The organism is Streptomyces sp. CC224B (genome assembly GCF_030010595.1).
GTDB classification, from domain to species: domain Bacteria; phylum Actinomycetota; class Actinomycetes; order Streptomycetales; family Streptomycetaceae; genus Streptomyces; species Streptomyces longispororuber.
Window position 1 is genome coordinate 49,767 of the sequence record NZ_JASCXL010000034.1, and the last position, 23,262, is coordinate 73,028.

The 23,262-nt window shown below is 74.0% G+C and carries 23 protein-coding genes; 9 read left to right on the top strand and 14 right to left on the bottom strand.

The window, feature by feature from the left end:
* Positions 1-189: 189 nt before the first annotated feature.
* Entirely contained in the window at positions 190-621 is a 432-nt protein-coding gene (locus QK440_RS16205; RefSeq protein WP_282793800.1) for a MarR family transcriptional regulator, read from the bottom strand.
* Between the two features lie 104 nt (positions 622-725).
* Between QK440_RS16205 and QK440_RS16210 the strand changes: the two genes are divergently transcribed.
* The gene (locus QK440_RS16210; RefSeq protein WP_282793801.1) at positions 726-1,283 is read left to right on the top strand and encodes a phenolic acid decarboxylase; all 558 of its coding nucleotides are present in this window, start codon (positions 726-728) and stop codon (positions 1,281-1,283) included.
* Between the two features lie 63 nt (positions 1,284-1,346).
* Here the strand turns inward: QK440_RS16210 and QK440_RS16215 are convergent, their stop codons facing one another.
* Positions 1,347-1,904 carry a TetR/AcrR family transcriptional regulator gene (locus QK440_RS16215; RefSeq protein WP_282793802.1) on the bottom strand — a complete coding sequence of 186 codons (558 nt, stop codon included), beginning with the start codon at positions 1,902-1,904 and terminating at the stop codon, positions 1,347-1,349.
* Between the two features lie 97 nt (positions 1,905-2,001).
* Between QK440_RS16215 and QK440_RS16220 the strand changes: the two genes are divergently transcribed.
* Complete coding sequence (locus tag QK440_RS16220) at positions 2,002-2,610, top strand: DUF2867 domain-containing protein (RefSeq protein WP_282793803.1); 609 nt, start codon at positions 2,002-2,004, stop codon at positions 2,608-2,610.
* A 150-nt stretch (positions 2,611-2,760) separates the two neighbouring features.
* On the opposite strand, the gene QK440_RS16225 is transcribed toward QK440_RS16220, so the two are convergent.
* Positions 2,761-3,669, bottom strand: coding sequence for an SDR family oxidoreductase (locus tag QK440_RS16225; RefSeq protein WP_282793804.1), 909 nt, complete (start codon positions 3,667-3,669; stop codon positions 2,761-2,763).
* A gap of 97 nt (positions 3,670-3,766) precedes the next feature.
* On the opposite strand from QK440_RS16225, the gene QK440_RS16230 reads away from it, so the two are divergent.
* Positions 3,767-4,459 (top strand): TetR family transcriptional regulator, encoded by a 693-nt coding sequence (locus tag QK440_RS16230; RefSeq protein WP_282793805.1) that lies wholly within the window; start codon positions 3,767-3,769, stop codon positions 4,457-4,459.
* A gap of 120 nt (positions 4,460-4,579) precedes the next feature.
* On the opposite strand, the gene QK440_RS16235 is transcribed toward QK440_RS16230, so the two are convergent.
* A complete protein-coding gene (locus QK440_RS16235; protein ID WP_282793806.1) occupies positions 4,580-5,281 on the bottom strand; it encodes a methyltransferase domain-containing protein in 702 nt (233 codons plus the stop codon).
* Positions 5,282-5,473: 192 nt separating this feature from the next.
* Between QK440_RS16235 and QK440_RS16240 the strand changes: the two genes are divergently transcribed.
* Complete coding sequence (locus QK440_RS16240) at positions 5,474-6,094, top strand: L-threonylcarbamoyladenylate synthase (RefSeq protein ID WP_282793807.1); 621 nt, start codon at positions 5,474-5,476, stop codon at positions 6,092-6,094.
* A 44-nt stretch (positions 6,095-6,138) separates the two neighbouring features.
* On the opposite strand, the gene QK440_RS16245 is transcribed toward QK440_RS16240, so the two are convergent.
* The 5 genes from QK440_RS16245 to QK440_RS16265 form a co-directional block, all read right to left on the bottom strand.
* Positions 6,139-6,600 (bottom strand): cyclic nucleotide-binding domain-containing protein, encoded by a 462-nt coding sequence (locus QK440_RS16245; protein WP_282793808.1) that lies wholly within the window; start codon positions 6,598-6,600, stop codon positions 6,139-6,141.
* Between the two features lie 219 nt (positions 6,601-6,819).
* Positions 6,820-7,077, bottom strand: coding sequence for an EF-hand domain-containing protein (locus QK440_RS16250; protein ID WP_190138361.1), 258 nt, complete (start codon positions 7,075-7,077; stop codon positions 6,820-6,822).
* A gap of 123 nt (positions 7,078-7,200) precedes the next feature.
* On the bottom strand, positions 7,201-8,364 hold the full coding sequence (locus tag QK440_RS16255; RefSeq protein WP_282793828.1) for an abortive phage infection protein: 1,164 nt from the start codon (positions 8,362-8,364) through the stop codon (positions 7,201-7,203).
* A gap of 147 nt (positions 8,365-8,511) precedes the next feature.
* Positions 8,512-9,576 (bottom strand): acyltransferase family protein, encoded by a 1,065-nt coding sequence (locus QK440_RS16260; protein ID WP_282793809.1) that lies wholly within the window; start codon positions 9,574-9,576, stop codon positions 8,512-8,514.
* Positions 9,573-11,828, bottom strand: a complete 2,256-nt coding sequence (locus tag QK440_RS16265) for a PIG-L family deacetylase (RefSeq protein ID WP_282793810.1) — start codon at positions 11,826-11,828, stop codon at positions 9,573-9,575. The genes QK440_RS16260 and QK440_RS16265 overlap by 4 nt, the downstream gene beginning before the upstream one ends.
* Positions 11,829-12,141: 313 nt before the next feature.
* Between QK440_RS16265 and QK440_RS16270 the strand changes: the two genes are divergently transcribed.
* From QK440_RS16270 to QK440_RS16280, 3 genes are read left to right on the top strand one after another with little or no spacing between them, the layout of a single operon-like run.
* Complete coding sequence (locus tag QK440_RS16270; RefSeq protein WP_282793811.1) at positions 12,142-12,936, top strand: uracil-DNA glycosylase family protein; 795 nt, start codon at positions 12,142-12,144, stop codon at positions 12,934-12,936.
* On the top strand, positions 12,936-14,489 hold the full coding sequence (locus QK440_RS16275) for an amidohydrolase family protein (protein WP_282793812.1): 1,554 nt from the start codon (positions 12,936-12,938) through the stop codon (positions 14,487-14,489). The genes QK440_RS16270 and QK440_RS16275 overlap by 1 nt, the downstream gene beginning before the upstream one ends.
* A complete protein-coding gene (locus QK440_RS16280) occupies positions 14,486-16,078 on the top strand; it encodes a S41 family peptidase (protein ID WP_282793813.1) in 1,593 nt (530 codons plus the stop codon). The genes QK440_RS16275 and QK440_RS16280 overlap by 4 nt, the downstream gene beginning before the upstream one ends.
* Before the next feature lie 21 nt (positions 16,079-16,099).
* Here the strand turns inward: QK440_RS16280 and QK440_RS16285 are convergent, their stop codons facing one another.
* The 5 genes from QK440_RS16285 to QK440_RS16305 all read right to left on the bottom strand — a co-directional run bounded on the left by QK440_RS16285 (position 16,100) and on the right by QK440_RS16305 (position 20,607).
* Positions 16,100-16,555, bottom strand: coding sequence for an SRPBCC family protein (locus tag QK440_RS16285; RefSeq protein ID WP_282793814.1), 456 nt, complete (start codon positions 16,553-16,555; stop codon positions 16,100-16,102).
* 267 nt (positions 16,556-16,822) lie between these two features.
* On the bottom strand, positions 16,823-17,701 hold the full coding sequence (locus tag QK440_RS16290; RefSeq protein WP_282793815.1) for an AraC family transcriptional regulator: 879 nt from the start codon (positions 17,699-17,701) through the stop codon (positions 16,823-16,825).
* Positions 17,702-17,817: 116 nt separating this feature from the next.
* Positions 17,818-19,080, bottom strand: coding sequence for an FAD/NAD(P)-binding oxidoreductase (locus tag QK440_RS16295; RefSeq protein ID WP_282793816.1), 1,263 nt, complete (start codon positions 19,078-19,080; stop codon positions 17,818-17,820).
* Positions 19,080-19,403 (bottom strand): 2Fe-2S iron-sulfur cluster-binding protein, encoded by a 324-nt coding sequence (locus QK440_RS16300; protein ID WP_282793817.1) that lies wholly within the window; start codon positions 19,401-19,403, stop codon positions 19,080-19,082. The genes QK440_RS16295 and QK440_RS16300 overlap by 1 nt, the downstream gene beginning before the upstream one ends.
* A gap of 253 nt (positions 19,404-19,656) precedes the next feature.
* On the bottom strand, positions 19,657-20,607 hold the full coding sequence (locus tag QK440_RS16305) for a LysR substrate-binding domain-containing protein (RefSeq protein ID WP_282793818.1): 951 nt from the start codon (positions 20,605-20,607) through the stop codon (positions 19,657-19,659).
* A gap of 279 nt (positions 20,608-20,886) precedes the next feature.
* On the opposite strand from QK440_RS16305, the gene QK440_RS16310 reads away from it, so the two are divergent.
* Both QK440_RS16310 and QK440_RS16315 read left to right on the top strand, forming a co-directional pair.
* Entirely contained in the window at positions 20,887-22,152 is a 1,266-nt protein-coding gene (locus tag QK440_RS16310; RefSeq protein ID WP_282793819.1) for a cytochrome ubiquinol oxidase subunit I, read from the top strand.
* A gap of 43 nt (positions 22,153-22,195) precedes the next feature.
* A complete protein-coding gene (locus tag QK440_RS16315) occupies positions 22,196-23,260 on the top strand; it encodes a cytochrome d ubiquinol oxidase subunit II (protein ID WP_282793820.1) in 1,065 nt (354 codons plus the stop codon).
* Positions 23,261-23,262 lie beyond the last annotated feature (2 nt).

Below are 23,262 nucleotides of genomic sequence, written 5' to 3' on the forward strand. Positions count from 1 at the left end.
CCGTTAGGGGACTGCCCTCCGCCCCAGGCAGCGCACGACGCACCTGTGACGGAGCGAGGCCCCTCACCTCGGCGCGATGCTCACCTGCACCTTTGCCTGCCAGTCGCCGCAGAGCGATGAGGGTTGCCTCGCGGCGGACGGTCACGCCCCGGTCAGGCTGACGGCCCCGGAGGTCCGACACCAGGAGCACTAGTCGGTTTCGAGGACGGTGAGCAGCTCGGCGAGGGCGGGGAGGGCGCGTTCGATCGCTTCGCGGCTGCTCGGGGTGAGATCGGCCAGGGCGCGGTGCAGGGCGGCCGTGCTGGTGCGGTCGTAGGCGTGGAGCATCTCCAGTGCGGTGGCCGACGCGGTGAGGCGGACGGTGCGCAGGTCGGTCGTGGAGGGTTCCCGCTCGACCAGACCGGCGGCGGTCATGGTGCGCAGGAGGTTGCTGACCGTGGAGGGGGCCAGACGCAGTCGGTCGGCTGCCTGGCGAGGTGACAGCGGTCCGGCTTCGGCGAGTGCCCGGAGTAGTTCGATCTGGGCCTCGGGAAGGTCGGGGAGGCCGACGGTGCGCCGTGTACGCAGTATCGCCCGGCGCAGCGGGCCGATGAGGCGGCCGAACTCGGTGGCAGTGTCCATGGGCTGATTCTCCCGTACAGATGATTTTGTCGCAAAATAGTTTTGTGCCAAACTGAAGTGGTCGGACGCGCCAACGCCGACAAGCACCGCCAAGGAGGTCACTCATGACGAACGACGCCGCCACCGCCGGCAACGGAGCCTTCCAGACCACCGTCGAGCGGCCCGTCCCACCACAGGACCTGTCCGGGATCGTCGGCCACCGCTTCGTCTACACCTACGCCAACGGCTGGCAGTACGAGATGTACGTGAAGAACGACCACACGATCGACTACCGGATCCACTCCGGAATGGTCGGCGGCCGCTGGGTCAAGGACCAGCGGGTCGACCTCGTCCAGTTGGACGACGACCACTTCAAGGTGTCCTGGAACGAGCCCACCGGCACCTCCGTCGCGGTCAACGTCATGCCTCGCAAGCGGCGCCTGCACGGCGTGATCTTCTTCCCGCACTGGGTCGAGGAGCACGGTGAACGCACCGTCTGCTTCCAGAACGACCACCTGGACACCATGCGCCGCTACCGCGACCAGGGGCCTACGTACCCGATCTACGTCGTCCCCGAGTTCGCGAGGATCACCCTCTTCGAGTACGTGGGCGCCGACGACGATTCCGTCATCTCCGTCGCTCCCGACGAGCTCCCGGCCGGCTGGTCCGACCGCAGCAACTGATCGCCGGCGGGCAGATGACGCGGCCCCGCATCCCACCGGAGCCGGCGTACCGCGAGGAAGAACCTAGGCCAGCAGCCTGTTCCTGACCGCGGTCAGGACGTCCGTGCGGCTGCGCGGGCCGTTGTCGGCCGCGATGAGGTGGTCACCGATGCGCAGCGAGAAGGTGATCAGGCAGCGGGCCTCGACATCGCCCTCGTCGGAGCAGAAAGCACTGTAGAGCTCGCGCAGGTAGTCCATGCGCCGGTTGTCGGCCCGGCGGAGGCGGCGCGCGACGCCTTCATCGCGCCGCGCCCAGTCACGGACCGCGAGTTCGACCCCGGCGCTGGTCACGGGCGTGTTGCTCGACCCTACGAAGTCGAAGAGCCGCCCGAGCCGCTCGCGGGCGTCGCCCCCCTCGTGTTCGATCCGCTCGATGACGTCCTCGGTGACCCCGTGCTCCCAGGTGTCGAGCATCTCCTCCAGCAGGGCGGCGCGGTTGCGGAAGTAGCCGTAGAAGCCGCCCTTGCTGACGCCGAGCGCCTGGGCCAGGACCTCGACCCGGACCGCCTCAGGTCCGCCTGCGGCGAGCGCCCGCAGCCCCTCCTCGATCCACTTGCTCCGAGGCGTCCGGATCACGCCCATGCCGTGTCTCTCCTCACATGCCCTCACCCCCGTATACGGTGCCGTATACGGGGGTCTATGCTTGCTCTATACGCCACCGTATAGGCAGGAGTCCGTCATGAGCGATCTGCGTCTCCCCCCGGCCGACCACACGTCCCGCCCCTGGCGGATCCATGAGATCGCCGGCGACTTCCGGCTTGAGGACGTGTGGGCGCTGCCGACGCCAGGCGGCCCGGACGACCTGCACCACTTGGTCCAGCAGATGGCGGACGGCCAGGGCGGCCCCGACGGGGGCAGCCCCGTGGGACGCTTCCTCTTCGCGGTGCGCTGGAAGCTCGGCGCGCTGCTCGGCTGGGACAAGCCGGACTCGGGTGTCGGCGGCCGGGTGGCGACGCTGCGGGACCGGCTGCCCGACGATCTGCGCGACGGGCCGCGGGGGCCCGACCTCACGTCGGCGCCCTTCACCTCGGTCTTCCAGACGCACGACGAGTGGGCTGCCGAGTGCGCCAACAAGACCATGCACGGGGTGATGCACATAGGCTGGGTCCCCGACGGCAACGGCGGCTACCGCGGCCAGATGGCCGTACTGGTGAAGCCCAACGGCCGCCTGGGCTCCCTGTACATGCTCGGCATCAAACCCTTCCGCTACCTGGGTGTGTACCCGGCCCTGATGCGGTCGATCGGCCGGGAGTGGCAGGCGAACGCGGCGCGCCGCGTGCCGCGCTGACCCGAGCGTGGCCGCCGACGACGTACGCCGACGGGCAGACCTGCCGCCCCGGACCGGCCGACGACACGTCCTGGCCGACCGGCGGTCGCCTCCGGGAGAGCGAACAGCGCCGGACGCCCCCTGACCCGCCGCCTGGACTGGCCAGCGTCGTCAGGGCTGGACGGAGACCCCCGTGAGGCGTTCGGCCTCGGTCCACAGGCGTGCCGCGACGCTCTTGTCCCGGGCGCTGCGGGGCAGGGGGACGGCCTTGGTCGGGCCGACCATGGACCAGCGCGGCCCGTAGTAGCCACCGGCGGTGGCGTCAGGGCTGGTAGCCGCGTACAGCAGGGGCTCCGCGCCCTGTTCCGGCGCCTGGGACGGAACGATCCTGTACAGCAGCGACTCCAGCAGTCCGGGCCGTCCGCCGTCCAGGGTCGGTCCGGAGGTCATCAGGTTGGTGCGGGTGTAGCCGGGGTGCGCGCCGGCCGACAGCAGGGGCCAGGCGTGCCGCGCGGCGAGCTCGGCCAGGTGGACCGTCATCAGCAGGTCGGCGAGCTTGGACTGGGCATAGGCCCTGGTGGGGCTGTAGCGGCGGGCAGACTGCAGGTCGTCGAAGTCGATACGCGCCCGGTTGGCCGTGCCGCTGCTCATCGTGGCGACCCGCGGGGCCGGGGCGGCCAGCAGGAGCGGCAGGAGCCGGACGGTGAGGGCGAACGGGCCGAGGAAGTTGCTGCCCATCTGCAGCTCGAAGCCGTCCGCGGTCTCCGTGCGGCGGGGCACGTTCATTACGCCGGCGTTGTTCAGGAGCAGATCCAGTGGCCTGCCGTCGGAGACCAGGCCGGCGGCGAAGGCGCGGACCGAGGACAGGTCGGCCATGTCCAGACGGCGGACCTCCACCCGGGCGCCGGGGAGCGCGGCGAGGATCTCGTCGCGTGCCTGCTCGCCCTTGGCCGGCGTACGCACCGCGAGCACGACGTGGGCCCCCGCCCCGGCCAGCCGCTTGGCGGCCTCCTTGCCGGTGCCGCTGTTCGCGCCGGTCACCACGGCGAGCTTTCCGTGCTGGTCAGGAACCTGGTACATGGCGAAACCCCATTACGTACTGCCGGTATCTTACCCACTCGACGATAGCGGACCGCCGGTACGTAAACAACGTACCGGCGGTTTGTAACATGGCGGGGTGACCTTCCAACGTGCCCGTACCGATGAGCAGCGCAGCCAGCGACGGCGCCAGATCCTGGACACCGCGGCCACGATGCTGACCGAGATGCCGGTCGCGAAGCTGAGCCTGAACGAACTCAGCCGCCGCGTCGGCTTGGCCAAGGCGAACGTGCTGCGCTACTTCGAGTCCCGCGAAGCCGTCCTGCTCGACCTGCTCGACGCCGAGGTCCAGGAGTGGGTCACCGAACTGGAGCGCGCACATCCGCCCGGTGACGGAACCGCACGCGAACGCGGGGACCGGCTGGCCGACATCCTGGCCGCCTCGATGGCCCGGCGCCCGGTGCTGTGCGATCTGCTCAGCGCGCAGGGCGCGGTCCTGGAGCACAACATCTCCACCGAGGCCGCCATCCGCCACAAGCACGCAGCCCGGCAGTCCCTGCAGAGCCTGACCCGGCTCGCGCTGCGCCACCTTCCGGAACTCGGCACCGAAGGCGCCGCCGGCCTGGTGGAGACGACCCTGCTGATGGCCATGACGGCCTGGCCGTGCAGCCGCCCCTCCGAAGCGATGCTGGCGGCCTACGCCTCCGACCCCGAACTGGCCGCCATGCGCCCGGACTTCACCGCCCTGCTGCGCCGCACGACGGCAGTGACCGCCTCCGGCCTGCTGGCTCGACACGAAACACGGAGCGGCGCCAGCCCGGCGACCCCCTGACCGACTGCGCTCACGACTGCGCTCACGTGTGTCACCACGCCGCACTCCCGCCCAGGGGGTCCCGTCCCCCTCTTCAGCCTCGCCACCGCGGAAGCGCCTGGTACGACCTGCGGCGGTGCTTCACGGGCGGTGGAGCCTGACCGCCAGGAAGAGCGGCTGCGTGTGGGTCTTGTCGTACCTTCGTGGGTCGACCCGCCGGGCCTCCTCCGTGGCTCTCGGCTCCACCAGTTCCTCCAGGACGAACCCGGCGCCCAGGAGTTCCCCGAGGAACGTCTCCAGCGTCATGCGCCGGTAGCGGAGGACACCGCTCCCGAAGGGCAGTTCGACCCGGTCGCCGGAGAAGTAGGAGCCGCCGAAGTACGTCCAGTCGCTCGTGGGGTGCGTGGTGGAGACCAGGAGCGTGCCGCCCGGGCGCAGAACGCGGCGGACCTCGGCGAGCAGCTGTCCGCGTGCCTCGACATGGTGGTAGACGAGGGCGAGCACGGCCAGGTCGAAGGCGTGGTCGTCCAGGAAGGAGAGGGGCTCCTCCAGGTCGTGGTGGTGCAGGGCGGTGCCGCCCCCGCTGCCGGCGAGGCGCGTCCGCGCGGCTGCCAGCAGGGTCTCGCTCCCCTCGACGCCGGCGACCCGCTCGGCGCCCCGCGCCAGGAGCTCGGCGGCGTAGTGGCCCGCGCCGCAGCCGAGGTCGAGCACCCGTCGTCCTCGTACGTCACCGGCCAGGCGCAGCATGGCCGCGCGGTCGGTGTGCGCGTTGTAGGCGCTGTCCGTGGCCTGTGCGGCGAAGTGCTCGCCCATGTCACCGTGGTACGCGGTCTCAGCTCTCACCCGGCCATCCTCGCAGCGGGCGCCCCCGCACCGCAGTCCCCCGTCGACAGCCGACGGGCCGGCGCCACCGGCCGGTGAGGCCGGTGCGCCCTCGGGCCGCCGGGCCGACGCGCCGCGCGCACAACCGGCCGTACCGCCCGGGTCACGTCCGCGCCCCGGCACTCGCGCCCTGATCGCCTAGACTCGACGGCGATGGCCACTTACTTCGACGTGCACCCCGACAACCCCCAGCGGCGCAGCATCAGCAGCGTCGTCGCCGGCGTCCGGTCCGGCGCGCTGATCGCGTACCCGACGGACTCCTGTTACGCGCTGGGCTGCCAGCTCGGCAGCCGCGACGGCATCGCGCGGATCCGGGCGATCCGCAACCTCGACGACCGGCACCACTTCACGCTCGTCTGCCAGAGCTTCGGGCAGCTCGGGCAGTTCGTGCGGCTCGACAACGACGTGTTCCGCGCCATCAAGGCCGCGACGCCCGGCAGTTACACGTTCATCCTGCCCGCGACCAAAGAGGTGCCGCGCCAGTTGCTGCACCCCAAGAAGAAGACGGTCGGTGTGCGGATCCCCGACCACGCGGTCACGCAGGCGCTGCTGGCCGAGCTCGGTGAGCCGCTGCTCTCCAGCACGCTGCTGCTGCCCGACGAGGACGAGCCGCTGACGCAGGGCTGGGAGATCAAGGAGCGCCTCGACCACCAGGTGGACGCCGTCATCGACTCCGGTGACTGCGGCACCGAGCCCACGACCGTCATCGACTTCTCCGACGGGGAGGCCACGATCGTGCGCCGGGGCGCCGGGGACACCGCGCGGTTCGAGTAGCCGGTCACGGCCCGGGGGCCGCCACCGCCCCGGGCCGACCGTCCTCACCAGGTGCTTCCGCTGCCGTACGGGGCGTAGAGGTCGAGGAGGCGGGTGCGGGCCGCGTGCAGCCGGTGGGCGACGATGCCGCCCACCCACTCGGCGATGTGCTGCCCGAACGCGGGGTCCCGCCGGCACAGCGCGCGGACGGCCGCGGCGTCGAACTGGTGGGCCCGTACGGGCGTCGTGGCCTCGGCTCCCAGGTGCCAGGTGTACGGGGCGTAGAGCCAGGACCAGCCGACGAGTTGCTGGTGGCCGAGGGTCTCGATGACGGCCGCGCGCCGGCCCGGCACGCGCAGGTCGAGGGTGACCGTGCCGGTGCGGACGATCCAGAACCGGTCGGCGTGCCCGCCCTCCTCGAAGAGCCGGGCCCCCTGCGGGAACGACACCTCCTCGGCGACGTCCCTCAGCTGTGCCTGGTCGGCGGCGGACAGGGCCCTCAGCGTGCTCGGCGGTGCGAGGTGCATGGCATGCCTCCAGAAGTGCGTGAGCGCCCGGCACGGGAGGAGCGCTCGCCCCCTTCATGGTGTGCCGGGACCGCCGCGCCCCCGTAGGGCCGTTCGGCCCGCGCCGAGGGCCGTACGGAGGTGACGCGCGGAGGCCGTACGGTCCCCGCGCGTCCCCGGGAAGCCCCCGCGCGTCCCGTCGAAGCCCCCGCGCGTCCCCGTGGGAGCCGGGAGCGCGGCTCAGCGCCAGCCGAAGCGGCGGTCCACCACGGCCGCGAACTCCTCCAGCGTCAGCACCTCGTCCCCGTTCTGGTCGGCGGCGTCGAACAGCGCCGAGGAGGCGTCGGCGTCCCCCACGCCCCAGAACGGCAGATCGCCGGAGGCCGCCAGGGAAGGGCCTTTGGCGCGCAGGGCGGTGATCACCTCCTCGCGGGTCAGGGTCCCGTTCTCGTCGAGGTCGAGGGCCTCGAACAGCTTCCGGGCCTTGTCACTGGTCACGTCGTCCTCATCCTGTCGTCGGCGCGGCGGGACCGTCCCGCCGCGCGCGCACGCGCTCATGAACCGCAACGTACGCCGCGCGGCGCCGGTTCCCCGTGCCGTCCCCCGGCCGTCTCCCGGCCGTCATCCGGTGGGGCCGGAGCGGGCCGCCGCCCGGGCGAAGTGCCGGGCCACCGCGTGGAAGGACTCCTTGGGCTCCCAGTGCCACCGTGCCGTCGGGTCGTCCTCGGTCCCCCAGATCGCCTTGGTGAGGGTGTAGCCGGCCATGTCGAGGTCGTAGCGCCGCTCGCCGCGGTGCGGCTGGTCCGGGGAGACGAACTCGTACACCATCGCCGCGTGCAGCTCCAGGTCCTCGAACACGTTCAGGACCTGGGTCAGGTACCGGGCCTGGGTGTGTTCGCTGCGCCGGAGGTCGCCGCGGACCTCCGGCTTGGGCTTGGTGTAGTCGACGACGTCCCAGCCCATGCCGCCCGCTTCGGGAGCGCCGTCGAAGGTGCAGGTGCCGCACTCGGTGACGGCCACGGGCCGGCCCCACTTCCGGTAGGGGGCGAGCTCGCGGGCGTAGCCGCTGGGATCGGCGAAGTACGAGTAGTAGTTCACGCTGACGATGTCGAACAGGGTCCAGTCGACGGTGTCGCCGAAGGCGGCGCCGTAGGTGATCGGCCCGTGGAACACCTTGCGGGCGGTCGCGGCTGCCCGCGGGATGAGCCGGTCGAGCTTGCGCTGCGCCTCCTCGGGGTCCCAGTTGCCCGCGATTATGTTCCTGACCCGTTCGTACGCGTTGTCGCCCGGGGCGATGCCGGGGACGAACAGCACGAACTCGCAGCCCACGCTCAGGTACACCCGGGCGCCCTGCCGCCGCAGCCGCTCGGCCTGCCGGCCGGTCTCGGCGAGGTGGTCGAGGATCTCGCGCTCGGGGACGTCCGCCAGGCGCGGCTGGAGCCAGACGTGCATGCCGTGCTCGGCCGCCTCCGCCGCGGTGGCGGTCAGGCGCTCCACGCCGGTGCCGTAGGCCACGAGCGAGTTGGCGTGCAGCGACCGCCGGATGGTGCGCACGTCGGAGCGCATGCGGGTGCTGTCCCACCCGGTGTGGGGTGTCTCGCCGTCCGTGCACTCGTACAGCACGCCCCGGTAGGTCAGGCCCCGGCGGGGCGGTGCCTCTCCCCCGGCCGGGCGCGGCGCCGCCGCGGCCGCCGGGCCGGTCAGCAGCGGGGCCGCCACCGTGGCGGCGCCCGCCGCCGCGGCGCCGGCGAGGAACCTCCCCCTGGTCATGCCCTCGTGGCCCATCCCCATCGCGTGCTCCCTCGGTCGTCGGCTGGTCGGCTCCAGCGTCGGCCGCGGGCGGGGCGCCTCACATCGGCATTCGGTTCCGCGGGCGGTAACCAAAGTCGGCACCGTGTGCGCCGGGAGGTCACCGCCGCGGGCCGCCAGGTGCTACTTCCGCGCGCGCTCCGGGGACCGTACGGCCACCGGGTCGGCGGGGGTCGGTGCCGGTGCGGTCCGCAGGGGCGGCAGGGGCGGTTCGACGAGCGGGCGGAACACCCGGCGGACGGGAGACGTCGACAGCAGCACCACCGCGGTGACGACGGCCGCGGACAGCAGGACCTGGCCGCGCGCGCCCAGGTCCTTCAGCGCCGGGTAGATCCCGGCGGCCTCGCCCGCGCGGAGCAGGAACCCGTGCAGCAGGTAGGGGTACATGGTGACGGCGCCCAGTGCCGTGAAGGGGGTACGCCGCCTCGGGACGCAAGCGAAGAAGGCCGCGACCAGGGCCGCGCCGGCCGCGAAGAGGGCGAGGCGCAGCGCCAGGTACGCCTGCCAGGACACGCCCAGGTCGGCGCGGCCCACGTCCATGGACAGCCAGTGGTCGTCGGGGCCGGGGGCGAGCCGGTACGCCACGGCCCCGGCGAGCACCAGCACCGGCACGGCGCAGCGGCGTGCCGTGCGGGTGGTCAGGAGCTCGAAGTGCCGGGGCCGCAGGCGCAGCCCGAGGACGAACCAGGGCAGGAACATCAGCACCCGGGGCAGGGCCAGGTCGTAGCCCATGGTGGTGAGCCCGGCGGTGAGCGAGACGAGGACGCTGACGGCCAGGGGGTAGCGCACGGCCCGCCACAGGGGCGTGCTCAGCCGCCACAGGAACAGCGCGACGAGGAACCAGCACAGATAGGTGGGCTCCGTGGGGGTGTACGCGAAGGGTTCGTCGCGTACCGCGCTGTTCGCCGCGGCGTACAGGGCCTCGAAGGCGAGGTACGGCAGGAGCACCGAGGAGAGCAGGCGGCGGACCTGGTCGGGCCGCGCGGTGAAGCGCTGCGAGAAGTAGCCGCACAGCAGGGTGAACGCCGGCATGTGGAAGCCGTACACCACGGTGTGGACGGCGCGCAGCGCGTGCGTGTCCGCGACGATCTGTTCCCAGGCGTGTCCGAGGGCGACCAGCACGATGAGGAGGAACTTCGCGTTGTCGAAGTACGCCTCGCGCGGGTCGCGGCCGGCCGCCCGGGTCACGTCGCCGACCTCGCCGGGGTCGCCGAGACGTCGCCGCGGGCCGTGGCGGCCGCGTCGACCGGCTGCCAGGGGGCGAAGCGGGCGCCCTTCCGCGGGGTCTGCGTCCAGTACAGCCGCCCGTCGAGGCCGAGCGCGGTGAGGACGACGCCGCCCGACCCGGTCGCGGTGCCCGAGGGGGCGCCGGCGAGGAGGAAGCCGGTGCGGCTCCACCGCTGCGGCCGCGGGTCCACCCCGGCCGGCAGCCAGGCGGTGGCGAGGTCCCCGGTGCTGGACCGCGCCGCCAGCAGGGCGTCGCCCCAGCCTGCGGGGGTGACGCTCGCCGGGCCGTAGCCGCCGGCGCCGCCCAGGTCGGTGACGCGGGCGGGTGCGCCGGCGCGGGTGCCGCGCGGGTCGCGGACGGGCGTCAGGTCGCTCGCGCGCAGGTGGGCGGTGCGGAGGTTGCCGGAGTGGGGGCGGCGGAAGTAGACGCGGACGCCGTCGCCGTCGGGCCGGACGGTGAGCGGGAGCGTGGTGGGCGGCAGCCCGGTGGCCAGCGGGCCGCGCACGGGACCGCCCGGCCGGTCCTGGACCCAGGCGAGGACCGTGTGGGGCGTGGCGGCGAGGACGTAGGCGCGGCCCGTGCTGTCGGTGGCCGTGACGGGGTCGCTGTGGACCGCCTTGCCGCCGAGGGCCTGCCAGGGTGCCCAGGTGCCGCCCGGCAGCCGGGTGCGGGCGGTGAGCTGGTGGGCGCTGTCGCGCAGGAACACCGTCGTGGCGCCGTCGGCGCCCACCGACACCGCGGGGGCGCTGATGTCGGAGGTGCCGACGAGGTCGGACTGTTCCGGGGTGCCCAGGGAGCGCCAGGGCCCGAAGGCGGAGCCCGGGCGGCGCTGCTCGGTGTAGCCGGCTTCCCGCTGGTAGGCGGCCGGGCCCGCGCCGAGGACGGTGCGGGTGCCGTAGACGGCGAGGCGGCCGTCGGGCAGGGCGACCGGCTGGATGCCCGCGTCGAAGCCGGTGCCGGTGAGGAAGGCGGGGCCGCTCCAGCGGGCCTGGGCGGCGCGGCCGCCGGTGCCGGCCGGGCGGTGCCACTGGGCGATGCGGCCGTCGAGGACGGCGAAGGCCGACAGGGTGCCGTCCTTGCCGGTCAGCAGCCAGTTGGTGCCGGTGTCGCCGGCGTGGTGGATGGTGTTGGTCCAGTTGCGCTTGGGGTGGGCGGCCACCTTGCGGTCGCCGCAGCCCGCGTCGTCCTTGCAGGCGTTCGGCGCGCCGCCGTCACCGGCGTACGTGTCGATGGTGCGGGCCTTGGACGCCCCGGAGGCCGGGTCGAGGGCTCCGGGCAGGCCGCCGTTGAAGTAGCCGATGTACGTCTGGACGGTGAAGTGGGGGCGCCCGCCGAGGGAGGCGTAGCGGGCGAGGGCCTCCTGGACGAAGCGGGCGCCGTAGCGGTGGTCCTGGTGGTCGGCGCACTTCAGGTTCCGGTCGAGGCGGCCGGGGGTGGGGTTCTGCATCCGCACCTGGGTGGGCCGGAAGCGCTCCAGGTAGCCGGTGAGGGTGCGGATGAGCTGCTCGCGGTCGTAGGCGAAGTTCCGGGCGACCGCGCCGCCGTGCGCGAGCTGGGAGCCGAGGGCGCGCACCCGTCCGTCCCACAGGCCGTGCAGGCTGTGCGGGCGGTCGCCGGTGATGCTGCCGGCCTCGTGCAGCAGCGTCCACACCAACTGGATGTGCGGGTGGCCCTGGAGCGTGTCCAGCTCGGCCTGGCCGCCGCCCGCCGTGGCGATGACGGTGCGCCGCCACGGGTGGGTGGCGTCGCCGGTGACCATCTCGGCGTAGGCGGCGCGGATGCCGTTCTGCCGGGCCTTGGTGTACTTGGCGTAGTCGCGCTCGGCGGGGAAGAGCCGGGGCTGCGCGTCCTTGCGCCGCGGGGCGTTGATGCCGTTGGCCTCGCCGGAGGTGAGGTAGATCGTGGTGAGGGGGCGGCCGCTGCGCAGGGACTGGCCGACCTCCGGGTTGAGGAAGAACAGGTCGTCGTCGGGGTGGGCGACGATCTGCACGACGGACTCCGCGGTCCTGGGCGCCCGCCCGGCGGCGGTCCAGGTGCCCGAGGGCGACACCGTGGTCAGGGCCGGGGGCTGGTGCTTCGGTCCGGCCGACGACGACGCGTCCCGGGCCCCCGAGGCGGCCGCCATCCCGACGGGGACGATCGCGCACAGCGCGGCGGCCGTGAGGAGGTCGCGACGGGTCGTGGGCGCGAGGCGGCGGACTCCGGAGAACATGAGATGGCGTGCTTTCTTTCTACGAACTGTTCATCGTGCTGCCGCATACCGGCCATATGGCCGAAAGCGGTATGTAGCGTCTTCTTGATCGCTCAGTGAGATGCCTGAGCGGCGCGGCGGGTTGTCTCTCGTGATCGTCATCACGCCCCTACCGCACCGACCTGGCCGGGAATCGTCCCGAGCGGCTGAGCGGCGATGAACTATGTCACGGTTTGCGAGGCCCGGTGCGGGGTGCTGCACTGAGGTCGGGGCGTACGCGGAACCGGTGGTGGCCGCCGGGCCCCGGTTCCGGCTGGTGAGGAGGCGCTCGTCCATGCCCGACGTCGACCGGGAGTCAGCCATGGCGGAGTTCGACCGGGGGCCGACGGCCTCGTTCGCCGCACTCCTCGAACAGGTGCCGGAGCCGCCCGTCGAGGACGCCTTCTGGTTCGACTGGGGGCCGGTCTTCCACCGCGGCCGCCTCGACGGCTCCGCCCGTGTGCTGATCGTGGCCTCGGACCCCGGGCCGACCGAGCGGATCGCCGGGCGCAGCCTGGTCGGCAACGCGGGCCAGCGGGTGCAGGGCTTCCTCACGAAGCTGGGCCTGACCCGCTCGTACGTGTGCCTGAACGCGTGGGCGTACGCGGTGCACCCCAGCCGGGCCCCGGCCATGAAGGACCGGCTCGGCGACCCGGACCAGCTCGCGTGGCGCAACGCCGTCTTCGACCGGGCGACGGGCCGGGCGCTCCAGGCGGTCGTCGCGATGGGGTTCATGGCGCAGGAGGCCGTGCGGCTGTGGAGCGGGCGGCCCCCGGTCCCGCTCGTGGAGGTCCCGCACCCCTCAAGCCACGACCCGGTGGCGCTGCTGAGCGCCTGGCGGGCCGCCGTCACCGAGCTGCGGGCGGTCGTGACGCCGGACGACGACGGGGACACCACCGGCCCGAACTACGGCACGGAGTTCCGGGAGTCCGACTACGGCGCCGTCCCCCGGCGTGACCTGCCCTTCGGCGCGCCCCGCTTCCTCGGCGACGACGCCTGGGTACGGGCTGGGGCGGGCGGGCCGCGGAACTCCGTGAGCCGCCCGTCGCCGGACGACAAGCACACGCTGATCTGGAAGGCACCGGGCTGATGGCGCTCGTCCTGCGCGGCACGGTGGTCACCTTCGACAGCGACCACCGGATCCTCGATCCCGGCGCCGTGTACGTGGGGGACGACGGGCGGCTCGCCGCGGTACGGCCCGCCGACCGGGCCGCGCCCGCCGGGTTCACCGCGGCCCCGGTGATCGACACGGGCGCGCTGGTCCTGCCCGGCCTGATCGACCTCCACAACCACCTGCTCTACAACACCCTCCCGCTGTGGGAGGCGGCCGGAGTCCCCTACCAGCACCACGACCGCTGGGTCGACGAGCGGCGCCCGCCCGACTACGCGACGTCGGTCACCTGGCCCGCCAAGGTGCTCGGCCAGGCGGCGCCCGAGGCGCTGCTCAAGTACGTCGAGGTGCGGGCGCTGGTGGGCGGGACCACGGCGGTGCAGGGCGCGCCGCTGTCGACGCGCCCCGTCGACGGCTGGCTGCTGCGGATCATCGACAACGAGAAGCTGCCCGCCGGTGCCGACATGGTGATGACGGCCGCGCTCCAGCTCGACGCCGAGGTGCTGCGCGAGGACCGGGCGCCCAGGCTCGACGGCACCCGGCTGCTGATCTACCACGTCGCGGAGGGCCGCCCCGGCTCGATCGTCCACCGCGAGTTCGAGGACCTGGAGCCGTGCCTGAGGCCGGGCCTGATCGGTGTGCACGGCACCGCGCTGACCGGGGCCGACTTCGCGAAGTGGCAGCGCTCGGTGCGGGCCGTCGACCCCGGGGAGAAGGGCACCGTCGTCTGGTCGCCCTTCTCGAACTACTGGCTGTACCACACGACCACGGACGTCGTGGAGGCGGACAGGAAGGGGCTGCGCGTCGCGCTCGGCTCCGACTGGTCGCCGTCGGGGACCAAGAACGTGCTCGGCGAGCTGAAGGTCGCCGACGCCGTCAACCGCCACGAGTTCGGCGGGCACTTCGGCGACCGGGAGCTGTGCGACATGGTCACCGCCCACCCCGGCGACGCGCTGGCCACCGCCTGGGGCCCGCAGGTCGGGCGCCTGGAGCGGGGCAGCGCCGCGGACCTGCTCGTCCTCGAACGCCACGATCCGGCGCGGGACCCGTACCGCAACCTGATCGACGCGACCGAGCGGCACGTCCGCCTGGTCCTGGTGCGCGGCCGTCCGTTCTACGGCACGCCGTCGCTGATGACCGCCGCCGGGGCGCGCGACACCAGCGCGCTCACGGTCGCCGGGGTCAGGCGCCGGGTGGCGGTGCGCGAGCCGGGGCGGGCCGACGCCACGCTCGACTGGCCCGGCGTCCGGCGCGCCCTGGAGAGGGTCCGGGCCGACCCGGTGGGCGCCTGGCGCGCCGCGCAGGACGCGCTCGCGGACTGGGGCGGGCCGCTCGACGACCCCGAGGCGCCGCTCGCCCTCTTCGGTGACATGCCCGAGGGCGACACGGGCGCCTTCGCCGCCGCCGGAGAGGTCCCGCTGGACCTGGTTGTCCCGCGCCTCGACCCGCTCGCCCACGACAGCGCCTTCCTCGCCACCGTGGCCCGCGCGGGCGTGCCGCAGCTCCAGCACCTCGCGGGCTACTACCCGTGAGCCGCGTGGTCGCCGAGCCCGCCCGCGCGCTGCCGGACTCGACCGGGCTCGCGGAGTTCCTGGAGCGGGCCGGGGCCGAGCCGCTGCCGCTCGCCGACCGCCACCGGCTCGTGGCCGCCGCCCGCGTGCTGCTCGAGGAGCTGTACGTCCACCTCCCGCTCAAGCGGGCGATGCACGCCACCGACCCCGTGCAGCGGCTGCGCCTCCTGGAGCGCCGGCTGCCGCCCCTGAGCGAGCTCCAGTTCAACGCCGAGCTCACGGACGTCTTCCGGGGCTTGCGCGACCTGCACACCGGCTACCAGCTGCCCGACCCCTACCGGGGCCACGTGGCCACGCTGGGGTTCCTCGTGGAGCGCTACGCCGACCCCGACGGGACGCCCCACCACATCGTCTCCAAGATCGACCCCGCGCTCGTGCACGCGGGCCTCGACGCGGGCGCCGAGCTGCGGTCCTGGAACGGGGTGCCGATCGAGCGGGCGGTCGAGCGGCACGCCGCCGCGCAGGCGGGCTCCCACCCCGACGCGCGCCTCGCCCGCGGCCTGGAGTCGCTGACGCTGCGCCCGCTGCGCACGGCCCCGCCGCCCGACGAGCACTGGGTGCTGCTGTCCTACCGCACCCGGGGCGGGCGCCTGCGCGAGACCCGTGTGCCCTGGCGCGTGCGGGCCGCCGAGCAGCACGCGGGGCGCGCCCAGGACCCCGTCCCGACCCTCGCGACGGGCCTCGGCATCGACGTCGGCGGCGAGGTCGCGCGCCACGTCAAACGGGACCTCTTCGCGCCGTCGCCGGCCCGCCGCCCGGCGGCGCGGACGCTGCGCGGCGTCGTCGGCCACCGCACGCTGCGCGTCCGGGGGCGCGCGTACGGGTACCTGCGCATCTTCTCGTTCAACGTCGCGGGCGCGCGCCGCTTCGCCGAGCACGTGGCCGGGGTCGCGGCGCGCGCCCCGGAGGGCGGGCTGATCGTCGACATCCGCGGCAACCCCGGCGGCCACGTCCCGGCCGCGGAGGCCGCGTTGCAGGTGCTGAGCCCCGCCCCCGTGGTGCCGGTCAGCTTCTCCCTGTCCACCTCCCGCGCCGCGCTCGCGCTCGCGCGCGCCCACCCGGGGTTCCGCGTCTGGGCCGCCTCGATCCACGCGGCGCTGGAGACCGGTGAGCTGTACTCGCAGGCCTTCCCGCTCACCGACCCCGAGGCCGTCGCCGCCGGGCTGCCGCGCCACCACGGCCCGAAGGTCCTGGTCACCGACGCGCTGTCGTATTCGGCGGCCGACGTCTTCGCCGCCGGTTTCCAGGACAACGGCCTCGGCCCCGTCCTCGGCACGGCGCCCCGCACCGGCGCGGGCGGCGCCAACGTGTGGACGTACGACCTGCTGCGCGTGTGGCTGCCCGAGCTGCTCGGCGACCTGCCGCGCGGCGCCGGCTTCCGCGTCGCGCTGCGGCGCGCCACCCGGGCCCGCGGCAACGTCGACGTACCGCTGGAGGACCTCGGCGTGCGGGCGGACGCGCTGCACCGGCTCACCGAGCGGGACGTCCTCGACCGCAACAAGGACCTCCTCGCGGCGGCGGCCGCGCTGCTCGCCGGGGACCGCGGTTGAGGGGGCCGCCGCCCGGCGGTGTCAGGACGCCGTGTCGCGGTCGGGTACCGCGCCGGCGTAGGTGGCCAGGCCCTCGGCCATGCGCCCCATGAAGCGGGTCAGGTACCAGCGCCAGAACGGGCCCGACAGGGGCAGTCTGGGCTCGAAGACGGCCGACCACGTGATGTCGGTCCCGCCGTGCGGCACCGGAGTCAGTTCGACGGTGCCGCGGTAGGAGCGGAACACCCCGCCGTCGTTCACGTAGCCGAAGCGCCGGCCGGGCACGAGCTCGACGACGCGTTCGCGGGCGACCGTCCGGCCGGTGCGGAAGATCCGGGTGTCGCCGACCTGCTGGGGTTCGAGCGGGTCGCCGCCGCCCTCGACGGCGGCGTCGTCGATCGGTGACCACGACGGCCAGGTCCCGGCACGGACGAGCACGGCGAACACGGTCTCCGGGTGCGCCGGGGAGCGGGAGGTGACGGTGTAGGTGTACGGCATGCCGCCACGCTAGGCCGGAGTCTGCGGCCCCGGACATGCGCGGGATTGCCGTCCTGCCGCTCCGGAATTGCGGTGCCCGGGGTGCGTGTCCTTGTGTCCGCCGTCGCCGTCGCCGTCGCCCGTACGGTGCTGCGGTACGGAGCCCGGTCGGTGGCGCGGCGCGGACGGGAGCAGCCCGGTCGGTGGCGCGGTGCGGACGGGAGCGGCCCGGTCAGTGGTGAGGGTGCGGGCGGGGGCGGCGCCCGGGCTCTGAGCCGGGTGCGCCCCTCACTTGTCGCGGTACGCCGACGGCCGGACTCCGACGTGTTTCAGGAAGGCCGCGGACAGGCTTCCGGGGCCGGCGAAGCCGCAGCGTTCGGCGATCCGGGCGAGGGTGAGGTCGGTGTCGGTGAGCAGCCGCCGCGCCTCCTCGATCCGCAGCCGGGTGAGGTAGCGGTGCGGTGTCTCACCGGTGGCGTCGCGGAAGACGCGGAGGAAGTGGTACACGCTCAGCCGTACGCCGGCGGCGATGTCCGCGAGCGTCAGCGGATCGGCGAGGCGCTCCCGCATGAGCGCGACGGCGTCGCGGACCGCCGCGTGCTCGGGGCCCGCCGGGGCGTGGCCCCGGCCCCGGGTCAGCAGGTGGGTCGTGAGGAACGCCGCGGCCGCCTCCGCGTACAGGTCGTCCGTGTCCCTGGCGGCCGGGAGGCCGCGCAGGAGGTGCTCCACCACCGTGTCCCCCGTGGCGAGGCCCGCCGCCAGGGCCTCGAAGTCGGGTGCGGGGCCGCCCAGTTCGGCGGCGGTCCGCTCCACCGTGGCCCGGGGTATGTGCACCTGGACGCTGTGCAGGGCCGCGGCCGCGTGGTAGCTGCGCACGGTGGACCGGCCGGGGACCATGAGTTCCAGGCGGCCGGGGATCCAGCGCCGCCGGGCGGCACGGCCCCCGCTGCGGGTCCGCATCGTCGCGTCGCCGCCGGTGCAGAGCACCAGGTGCAGGTCGGACACGCCGGGCAGCGGCAGGTCCTCGGCCCGGCGCGCGTGGGTGAAGCGCTGGACGAGCAGGGAGCGCCAGCCGGCGTCGTGCCAACTGCAGTAGGTGCGCCGCACGGACGCCGCCGTGTCGAACTCGGCGTACGGCGTGAGGTCGAAGTCGGGCGAGTCGAACACCCGGCCACCTTACGCTCGTCGGCCGTGGCGGCACGGCGGTGCGGCGCGCGTGCCCGCGCGGTGTCCGCCCTGCCCACGGGCGGGGCGGACACCGGCGGGACGCTCCGGGACCGCGCTCAGCCGGGCGCCCCGGGGCCTGGCCGGTGGCTCGCGAGGTGGCCCTTGAGGGTGAAGCCGGGCGCCGTGGCGTCGGCGGGGCTCACCTTGATCCCGCGGCCGAGGAGGCGGCGGGCGGCGATGTGGTCGGTGGGCCGGTTGACGGACTCGACCGCCCGCAGCTCCTGCCCCTCGAAGAGGAGCACCGAGTACGCGTCGGGGTACTCGCCGAGCACCACCTCGGTGTCGTACGCCTCGGCGAGCCCGGCGATCTGCACGGTCGTGGAGAACTGCTCGCTCCAGAACCAGGGCAGGTCGTCGTAGGCCCGCGGTGACCCCGTGAGCCGTTCGGCGACGAGCCGGGCCTGTCCGACGGCGTTCTGCACCGACTCCAGGCGCAGCCGGTTCCCGGAGCGCGCGTACGGGAACGCCGCGCAGTCGCCGACGGCGGAGATGTGCGGGTCCGCGGTCAGCAGGGACGCGTCGACCGTGATGCCGTCGCCCACCGGGAGCCCGGCCGCGGCGGCCAGTTCGGTGCGCGGGGCGACCCCGACGCCGATCAGGACCAGGTCGGCGGGCAGCCGCCGGCCGTCGGCGAGCTCGACCGCGTCCACGCCGCCGCGGCTGTTGCCGTGCAGGGCCGCCACGCCCTGCCCGAACAGCAGGCGGGTGCCCTCCCGTTCGTGCAGCCGCGTGAAGTGCGCGGCGCCGCGCGCGGACAGCACCCGGGCGAGCGGGCGGTCGAGCGCCTCGACCACCGTCACCGCGCACCCCGACGCGCGGGCCGCGGCGGCGCACTCCAGGCCGATGAACCCGGCCCCCACGACGACCATCCGCCGGGCCGAGGAGAGCGCCGTGCGCAGGGCGACGGCGTCCCGCGCGGTGCGCAGCGTGTGCACGCCGCGCAGCCCGGCGCCCGGCACGCCGAGCGCCCGCGGCCGGGCCCCGGTGGCGAGGACGAGGTGCCCGTAGTCGTAGCCGGAGCCGTCGGCGAGGCGGACGGTGCGGGCGGCCGGGTCGATGCCGGTGACGGTCCCCTTGACGAGGTCGATGGACTGGCGCACGTAGTAGGTGGCGGGCCGCAGCCAGAGCTGCGCCTCGTCCGCCGTCCCCTTGAGGTACGCCTTGGACAGCGGCGGGCGTTCGTAGGGCAGCGCGTCCTCGGCGCTGATGAGGGTGACGCGCCCCTGGTAGCCGAACTCGCGCAGGGACGCCGCCGTCTGGTAGCCGCCCTGGCCCGCGCCCACGACGACCACGGAGTCGGGCCGCTCGTCGTTGGCCATCAGTTCTGCCGCTCGGGCAGGTGGACGATCAGGCCGTCCAGGTCACCGGTCACGTCGAGCTGGCAGCTCAGCCTGCTGTTGGGCCGGCGCGGGCAGGCGGTGAAGTCGAGCATCTCGTCCTCGTCCGGCGCGGCCGGCGCCAGCTTGTCGAGCGTGGTCTCGTCGACGTACACGTGGCACGTGGCGCACTGCGCGTTGCCGCCGCACTGGGCGACGATGCCGTCGACGTCGTTCAGGACGGCGCCGCGCATGACGCTCGTGCCGAGGGGGACCTCGAGGGCCTGCTCGGTCCCGTCGGCGGCGACGTACGTGATCTTGGGCATGAGTACTCCTCGGAGGCACCCGGCCGGGCGCGAGAGCGCGCGGGGGCGACGGGTGCCGGTCACAGGGACATCGGATCGTGGTGCGGAAGGCGCACCGATGCTGCCGGGGCCGGTGGCGGGGTGGTGCGGATGGCGCACCGATGCCGCCGGGGTTGGTGGGGGACGCGACACCCCTGCCAACTCACCCGTGCGCTCCGGCCGTTCGGACACACCACATCCTCGGCCGGGGACGACGGCAGCGCGTTGGAACGTATCAGAGGAGGTGTCCGCGCGCCAGGACGGACCGGGGGGCGCGGTCGCGGCGCGCGTCGGGCAGGCGGTGGGTCATGAAGGGCCTGCTGGTGGTGAACTCCCGGAACTTCCGGGCGGCTTCGGACAGGTAGGCGTCGCGGTTCCACACCAGGGTGAGCACCCGGTGGCAGCCGGGGGCGTCCACGCGCACCCAGGCGACGGGGACGCGCGTCTCGGTGCCGGCCCTGCGGGACACCGCCGGGATGAGGCCGATGCCGAGGCCCGCGCTGATCATGTCCTGGCTGGCGGCCGGCTCGTTCCCCTCGCAGGACAGCCGGGGCGTCAGCCCCTCGGCGGCGAACAGCCGGTCGAGCAGGGCGCGTTGCCAGTGGCCGGGGCGGGTGGTGACGAAGGGCTCGTCGGCGAGCTCGCGGACGGTCACGCTCTCGCGCCCGTCGAGCCGGTGGCCGTAGGGGACGGCGAGCAGCACCTCTTCGCGGGCCAGCTCCACCGACGCGAGGCGCGGCCCGGTCAGCGGCTGCGAGGCCACGCAGAAGTCGACCTCCCCGGCGCGCAGCCGGCGGTCCATGTCCTCGGCGTCCGACTGGAAGAGCCGCACGTCGGCGCGGGGGTGGGCGGCCCGGAAGCTGCCGAGCAGCGGGGTGACCGTCAGCAGGGTCTCGGAGGCGACGCGGACCCGGCCGAGCCCCGTGTCCCGCGCCTCGCGCACGGCCCTGCGGCCGTCGTCGAGCTCGCTGAGGGCGCGGTCGACGTGGCGCAGGAACATCTCGCCGTACTGGTTGAGCCGGATGCGGCGGCCCTGCCGGTCGAAGAGCGGTGACCCGAGGTCGGCCTCCAGGCGCGCGATGGAGCGGCTCAGCGAGGGCTGGGCGACCCGCAGTTCCTCCGCGGCGCGGCTGATGTGCTCGTACCGGGCGACGACTTGGAAGTAACGCAACTGCAGCAGATCCACGGCTCACCTTCACTCATGCCTTCGGCGTCATCATCACATAGCAAAACTGGTCGTGGAACGCATGAGCGCCTCTCCCTACGGTCTTCACCAGGGCCACCGCGCAGGTGGGGACCGTCACGGCCGCCACCTGCACACGCGACGCGGGGGCCCGCCCTTGCCCATCCGCACGACTGCCCCCGTCCGCACGACTGCCCGTTCCTCCTGTCCGCCCGTTCCCCCTGTCCGCCTGCCCCCCCGTCCACCTGCCTCCCTGTCCCCCGACCCCGGAAAGGCCACCCCATGAGCGCTGCGGATCTGGCGCGACTGCAGTTCGCGGCCACCACCGGCATCCACTGGCTGTTCGTGATCCTCACCATGGGGCTCGTCCCCCTCGTGGCGATCCTGCACACCCGGGCCGCGTTCACCCGCGACCCCGCCGCAAGGGCCGCCCGGGAGCGCATGACGCGCTTCTGGGGCCAGCTCTACATCATCAACTACGCGGTCGGCATCGTCACCGGCCTCGTCATGGAGTTCCAGTTCGGGCTGAGCTGGAGCGGCCTGAGCAAGTTCGCGGGCAATGTCTTCGGGGCGCCGCTCGCGCTGGAGACCCTCATCGCCTTCTTCGCCGAGTCCACCTTCCTCGGCATGTGGATCTTCGGCTGGGGCCGGCTGCGCCGCGGCGTGCACGTCACGCTCATCTGGCTGGTGGCCCTGACCGCGTACGCGTCGGCGTACTGGATCCTCGTCGCCAACGGGTTCATGCAGCACCCCGTCGGTTACGAAGTCCGCGACGGCGAGGCCTACCTGACCGACTTCGGGGCGCTGCTCACCAACCCGAGCGCCCTGCTGGCCCTCGCCCACGTCACGCTCGCCGCGCTGACCACGGGCGGTGTCTTCGTCGCCGGGATCAGCGCCGTGCACTGCCTGAGGGGCGCGAAGGCCATGGACCAGTTCCGCGGTTCCCTGCGCCTGGGCGTCTGGGTGGCCACCCTCGCCTCGTTCTTCGTCATCATCGTCGGGGACCTCCAGTTCCCGCTCCTCGACCGGACGCAGCCGCGGAAGCTGGACGCCCTGGAGGACGGCGGCGCGCCCTGGCACCTGTGGCTGCGGATCTCCATGGACACGATGACGATCATCGGCAACACCGTCTCCACCATCACCCTCGTCGCCGTCCTGCTGCTGTGGAAGGACTGGCTGGTGCGGTGGCGTCCCCTCGCGTACCTGATGGCCGCGATGATCCCGTTCCCCTTCATCGCCTCGGCGGGCGGCTGGGCCTTCCGCGAGGTCGGTCGCCAACCCTGGCTGGTGTACGGGGAGTTGCGGGTCGACGATGCGCTGTCCCCCGTCGGGACGGCCTCGCTCGCGGTGTCCTGCGCCCTGTTCATCACGCTCTTCGTGGCGCTGGCGGCGGTGAACTGGACGCTACTGGTCCGCTTCGCCCGGCGCGGCCCGGAGGCGACGCAGCTCGGCGCGACCGAGCCGCTCCCCGACGACGTACCCGGGGACGGCTCCGGCGACGCGCCTGGCGGCGGCACCGGCGAGAAGCAACCGGTGCCGGCCTTCTGAGCCCGCTCCGCAGGCACCCTTCCGCGAAGGAGAGTTGAGCGCAATGAGTCTGGAGACCTTCTGGCTGGCCCTGCTCGGGCTGCTGCTCGCCGGGTACTTCGTGCTCGGCGGATACGACTACGGCGTACAGATGCTGCACCCGTTCCTCGGCGGCCGGAGCGGCGGCCCGGGCGCCGGGGAAGCGCCCCGGGCCCCCGCCGCCACCGGTCCCCCGCCCGCCGGCCGGAACGCCGCCCTCGACGCCATGGCCCCGTTCTTCCTGGGCAACGAGGTGTGGCTGGTCGCCTTCACCGGCGTCCTGTTCGGCGCCTTCCCGCACCTGGAGGGCAGTCTGCTCTCCGGCCTGTACCCGCTGATCGTGGCGATCCTCGCCGGGCTCGTGGTCGGCAACGCCGCCGTCCAGCTCCGCGGCCGCGCCCGGGGCCCGCGCGGCCGCCGGTGGTGGGGCGCCCTGATCGCGTGCGGCGGGGCGCTGCCCGCCCTGTGCTGGGGCCTCGTCCTCGGCCTGCTGCTGCACGGCGTGCCCCGGCGGGCCGACGGGAGCTTCCACGTGGGGCCCGGCGAGGTGCTGACGCCGTTCGTGCTGGCCTGCGGGGCGACCACCGCGCTGCTGTTCGCGGCGCACGGGGCGGCCTTCGTCGCCCTGCGCTCCGCCCCAGAACTCGCCGCCAGGGCAGGGAGTTTGGGTACGACGCTCGTACGGGCGACCGGCGCCGTGGGCTGCCTCCCGCTGCTGCTCACGCTCTTCGGCGCGGGCGCCTCCCCGGTCAACCGCGCGACGTCGGCCGTCCTCGCCGCCCTGCTGGCTGCGGCCCTCGCCGGAGCCTGGTGGTGCCTCTCGCGCGGGCACCGCGCCCGGGCGTTCGCCGCCACCTCCGGCGCGGCGCTGCTGCCCGTGGCACTGGTGGGCGCGGGGCACTACCCGTACGTCCTCAAGGCGTCGGCGGGAGGCGGGATGACGCTCCACGAAGCCGTGACGGACTCCGCCACCCTGACGGTCCTGACCGCGTTCGGGGTCGTACTGATCCCGGTGATCCTCGCCTACCAGTCCTGGAGCTGGTGGGCGTTCCGGGGGCGCACAGGGCGCCGCCACCCGAGCTACTTCTGAGC

Excerpts from the sequence above, each read along its gene's own strand:
- QK440_RS16265 (WP_282793810.1), bottom strand. The coding sequence starts at position 11,828 with ATGTTCTCCGGAGTCCGCCGCCTCGCGCCCACGACCCGTCGCGACCTC.
- QK440_RS16270 (WP_282793811.1), top strand. The coding sequence starts at position 12,142 with ATGCCCGACGTCGACCGGGAGTCAGCCATGGCGGAGTTCGACCGGGGG.
- QK440_RS16255 (WP_282793828.1), bottom strand. The coding sequence starts at position 8,364 with ATGGGCCACGAGGGCATGACCAGGGGGAGGTTCCTCGCCGGCGCCGCG.
- QK440_RS16275 (WP_282793812.1), top strand. The coding sequence starts at position 12,936 with ATGGCGCTCGTCCTGCGCGGCACGGTGGTCACCTTCGACAGCGACCAC.
- QK440_RS16285 (WP_282793814.1), bottom strand. The coding sequence starts at position 16,555 with ATGCCGTACACCTACACCGTCACCTCCCGCTCCCCGGCGCACCCGGAG.
- QK440_RS16220 (WP_282793803.1), top strand. The coding sequence starts at position 2,002 with ATGAGCGATCTGCGTCTCCCCCCGGCCGACCACACGTCCCGCCCCTGG.
- QK440_RS16300 (WP_282793817.1), bottom strand. The coding sequence starts at position 19,403 with ATGCCCAAGATCACGTACGTCGCCGCCGACGGGACCGAGCAGGCCCTC.
- QK440_RS16210 (WP_282793801.1), top strand. The coding sequence starts at position 726 with ATGACGAACGACGCCGCCACCGCCGGCAACGGAGCCTTCCAGACCACC.
- QK440_RS16310 (WP_282793819.1), top strand. The coding sequence starts at position 20,887 with ATGAGCGCTGCGGATCTGGCGCGACTGCAGTTCGCGGCCACCACCGGC.
- QK440_RS16315 (WP_282793820.1), top strand. The coding sequence starts at position 22,196 with ATGAGTCTGGAGACCTTCTGGCTGGCCCTGCTCGGGCTGCTGCTCGCC.
- QK440_RS16225 (WP_282793804.1), bottom strand. The coding sequence starts at position 3,669 with ATGTACCAGGTTCCTGACCAGCACGGAAAGCTCGCCGTGGTGACCGGC.
- QK440_RS16215 (WP_282793802.1), bottom strand. The coding sequence starts at position 1,904 with ATGGGCGTGATCCGGACGCCTCGGAGCAAGTGGATCGAGGAGGGGCTG.
- QK440_RS16245 (WP_282793808.1), bottom strand. The coding sequence starts at position 6,600 with ATGCACCTCGCACCGCCGAGCACGCTGAGGGCCCTGTCCGCCGCCGAC.
- QK440_RS16240 (WP_282793807.1), top strand. The coding sequence starts at position 5,474 with ATGGCCACTTACTTCGACGTGCACCCCGACAACCCCCAGCGGCGCAGC.
- QK440_RS16295 (WP_282793816.1), bottom strand. The coding sequence starts at position 19,080 with ATGGCCAACGACGAGCGGCCCGACTCCGTGGTCGTCGTGGGCGCGGGC.
- QK440_RS16205 (WP_282793800.1), bottom strand. The coding sequence starts at position 621 with ATGGACACTGCCACCGAGTTCGGCCGCCTCATCGGCCCGCTGCGCCGG.